Raw genomic sequence first — 2,723 nt, 5'->3', positions numbered from 1 at the left:
TCATCATTATGCACAATAAACCTCTTCGTATCGCCTTATTTACAGGATTATACGCTCCATTCTTAATAGGAGTTTATGTTCAGGTGTGAAAATGTTTCTTTGTTTAAATACCCTCCTGGTCAAGACTAAAGAAGTTCCTACAGCTTCAACAGCTTCTTTTTCGGAAATGGGGGAAATTTTTAGATATTTTATTTTCGCTTCAATATCTAAAAGTCCCCATTTCAAGAATCATTGGAAACTAGAGTATTACCAATATTAGGTCATTGTCATGAACAAGAAATCTCTTCGTATCGCCTTATTTACAGGATTATACGCTCCATTTTTAATAGGATTTTCTGTTCAGGTATGAGAATGTTCTTTTGGTCAAAAAACCTCCTCATGAATGGTTGATAACCTCCCATTATTTTAACAGCTTCTCTATAGGGAAATCGGGAAATTTTTAGATATTTTATTTTCGCTTCAATATCTAAAAGTCCTCATTTCAAGAATCATTGGAAACTAGAGTATCACCAATATTAGGTCATCATTATGCACAATAAACCTCTTCGTATCGCCTTATTTACAGGATTATACGCTCCGTTTTTAACAGGAGTTTCTGTTGCTGTACATCAACGAGTTCACTGGCTTTTAAAACAAGGGCATGAAGTTTTTCTAATTCACCCAGAAATTAATGATAAATACCCTAAACAAGTTGGTAATCGTCCCATGTCGGGAATAGAGGAACTAGAATCTTTTATCAATTTTTCTTCTTACTCATTTCCCACAGAACCACTGATATTTTATAAATCCTTACCTCAACCATTAAGCTATCGTCATTGGAGTGATACAAAATTACTTAATCACTTCCAACCTGATATTATTGTTGTGGAAGAAGCCCCACAAATGAGAGGTTTATATTCTGGTTTCTTACAAGGTTATGGACGTTCTGTGGGAGTGAAATATGCCAAAAAAACAAACACACCTATTATTTCCATTTTTCACACAGATATCATTGCCTATATCCAATATTACTTCGGTAATATGTTCTTTAATTTGGTGCGTCCTCTCCTACCAATTCTAGTTAAACAATTTAGTGAAACTTACGATTTGAGTTTATTTTCATCCCGTGAGCAATTAACTAAATACCAAAAACTAAAAGCTCAACGGAGTGAATATCTCCCCTATCAAGGAATTGATTGCGAGAAATTTCACCCCCGCAATATTTCTTATGATCCAATTCCTGATGATAAACGCCCAACTATTTTATTTGTAGGACGTATTACCGCAGAAAAAAATGTTAATCAACTTTTAGACATTTATCCGCTCATTGCTGACAAAATTCCTAATGTGCATTTAGTAATTGTTGGTAGTGGTCCCTTGGATGCAGAAATTCGCCGTCGGGCTGAAAAATTCCCCAATGGTGTCACAATTTGGGGTGAATCTCATGGTAAAGAACTTTTAGGTTGGTTTGCAAAAGCAGATATATTTGTCAACCCTTCTGTCACCGAAAATTTCTGTACCACAACCAACGAAGCCTTAGCTTCTGGAACTCCCGTAGTGGCTGTTGTTGCCCCTTCAACCGCTGAACAGGTAATTTCTGGAGTGAATGGTTTTCTAGCTGCACCTAATAGCCCTGAAGACTTTGCTCAAAAAGTCATCACAATTTTGGAAAATCCTGACCTCAAAAATCAATTGACTGCACAAGCTCGTCCTTCAATTCTTGAATTTGATTGGTCAGCTTGTACACAAAAGTTTGAAAACAAGCTCTACGAATTAGTTAACATCCGGGAAAAGAGAGATGTTATTTAATTATTAGTAAATTGGTCAAGCAGATTCTAAAAACTCCCAAAGTAGCTACTGATATCAAAATACCTCTGATCATGAGTGACAACTTCAGGAAATGGGTAAATTATCAAGCTATCTTTGACTAAAATAGGAGAAATTCAAAAAGCTTACAGCTTTAAAAGCTCTATTCCCCTATTTACTGGGAGTATCCACTGTTGAAAAAGGCGATCTACAAAAAGTGGATGCTCCCTACCTAATCCAAGAATAATCTTAATATTTACCAAAAAGCTTGGGCTGTAGAACCTTGTAAAATATCAGGATTATTTGAACTTTTTTGTCGTATTTGATGGGAACTAATTAAAGCGATCACCAGAGAATTCACATTTTTAACAATACTGGATAAAGTAATTTTCCTATTATCTATTAATGCCTCTAAAAAATCTAGCGATTTTGTCACCTCAGCAATTACCGCAAGTTTTTCTTGATCTTTATCTACTAAAACCAGATTGTAACTATGACTAGCAAAAACATAAGCTAATTGGTAGCCAATTCCATGTGCTGATCCTGTAATCAGCGCAGTTTTTTGTCGATATTTATGATGGTTTTCCATTTAATACAATGGTTAATTTAGATTTAATAAAGCAAAAATGTTCTTAGATGAACAGTATTGAAAATGACCTTTATCCCATTGCAATTAACAATATTACTCTCAAATAAAAAAATCTGTATTTCTGGATTCACTCTTTTTTCCTAACTTTGATAGCTACCGAAATTTTAGTTTCTATAAATGTGGTAGTGTCTATTGTCGCTCCTTCAACCCTTAGAGGTTGTTTGAAAAGTATCAGATGAAACCCATAATTTCCAAAAACCTAACCCCCCTGCCCCCCTTCCCTACCAGGGAATGGGGTTTTCAAAGCCTCTCCCCGCGTCGGGGAGAGGTTTGGAGAGGGGTCAATTTA

The 2,723-nt window shown here is 35.5% G+C and carries 2 protein-coding genes; one reads left to right on the top strand and one right to left on the bottom strand.

The genetic code is table 11. From position 1 onward, the window contains the following. Positions 1-528: 528 nt before the first annotated feature. Positions 529-1,788, top strand: a complete 1,260-nt coding sequence (locus PN450_RS05345) for a glycosyltransferase (RefSeq protein WP_271835647.1) — start codon at positions 529-531, stop codon at positions 1,786-1,788. Positions 1,789-2,041: 253 nt separating this feature from the next. Here PN450_RS05345 and PN450_RS05340 read toward each other — a convergent pair whose 3' ends face one another. Beyond that, positions 2,042-2,374: an SDR family NAD(P)-dependent oxidoreductase gene (locus PN450_RS05340; RefSeq protein WP_015081088.1), complete on the bottom strand. Its 333-nt coding sequence runs from the start codon at positions 2,372-2,374 to the stop codon at positions 2,042-2,044. Positions 2,375-2,723 lie beyond the last annotated feature (349 nt).

Source organism: Dolichospermum lemmermannii CS-548 (assembly GCF_028330815.1).
Classification (GTDB): Bacteria; Cyanobacteriota; Cyanobacteriia; order Cyanobacteriales; family Nostocaceae; genus Dolichospermum; species Dolichospermum lemmermannii.
Note: the sequence above shows the minus strand (reverse complement) of the source record. Positions and strands in the feature narration are given on the sequence as shown.

What these genes read in the sequence shown, in the direction of transcription:
- PN450_RS05345 (WP_271835647.1), top strand. Translation starts at nt 529, where the DNA reads ATGCACAATAAACCTCTTCGTATCGCCTTATTTACAGGATTATACGCT.
- PN450_RS05340 (WP_015081088.1), bottom strand. Translation starts at nt 2,374, where the DNA reads ATGGAAAACCATCATAAATATCGACAAAAAACTGCGCTGATTACAGGA.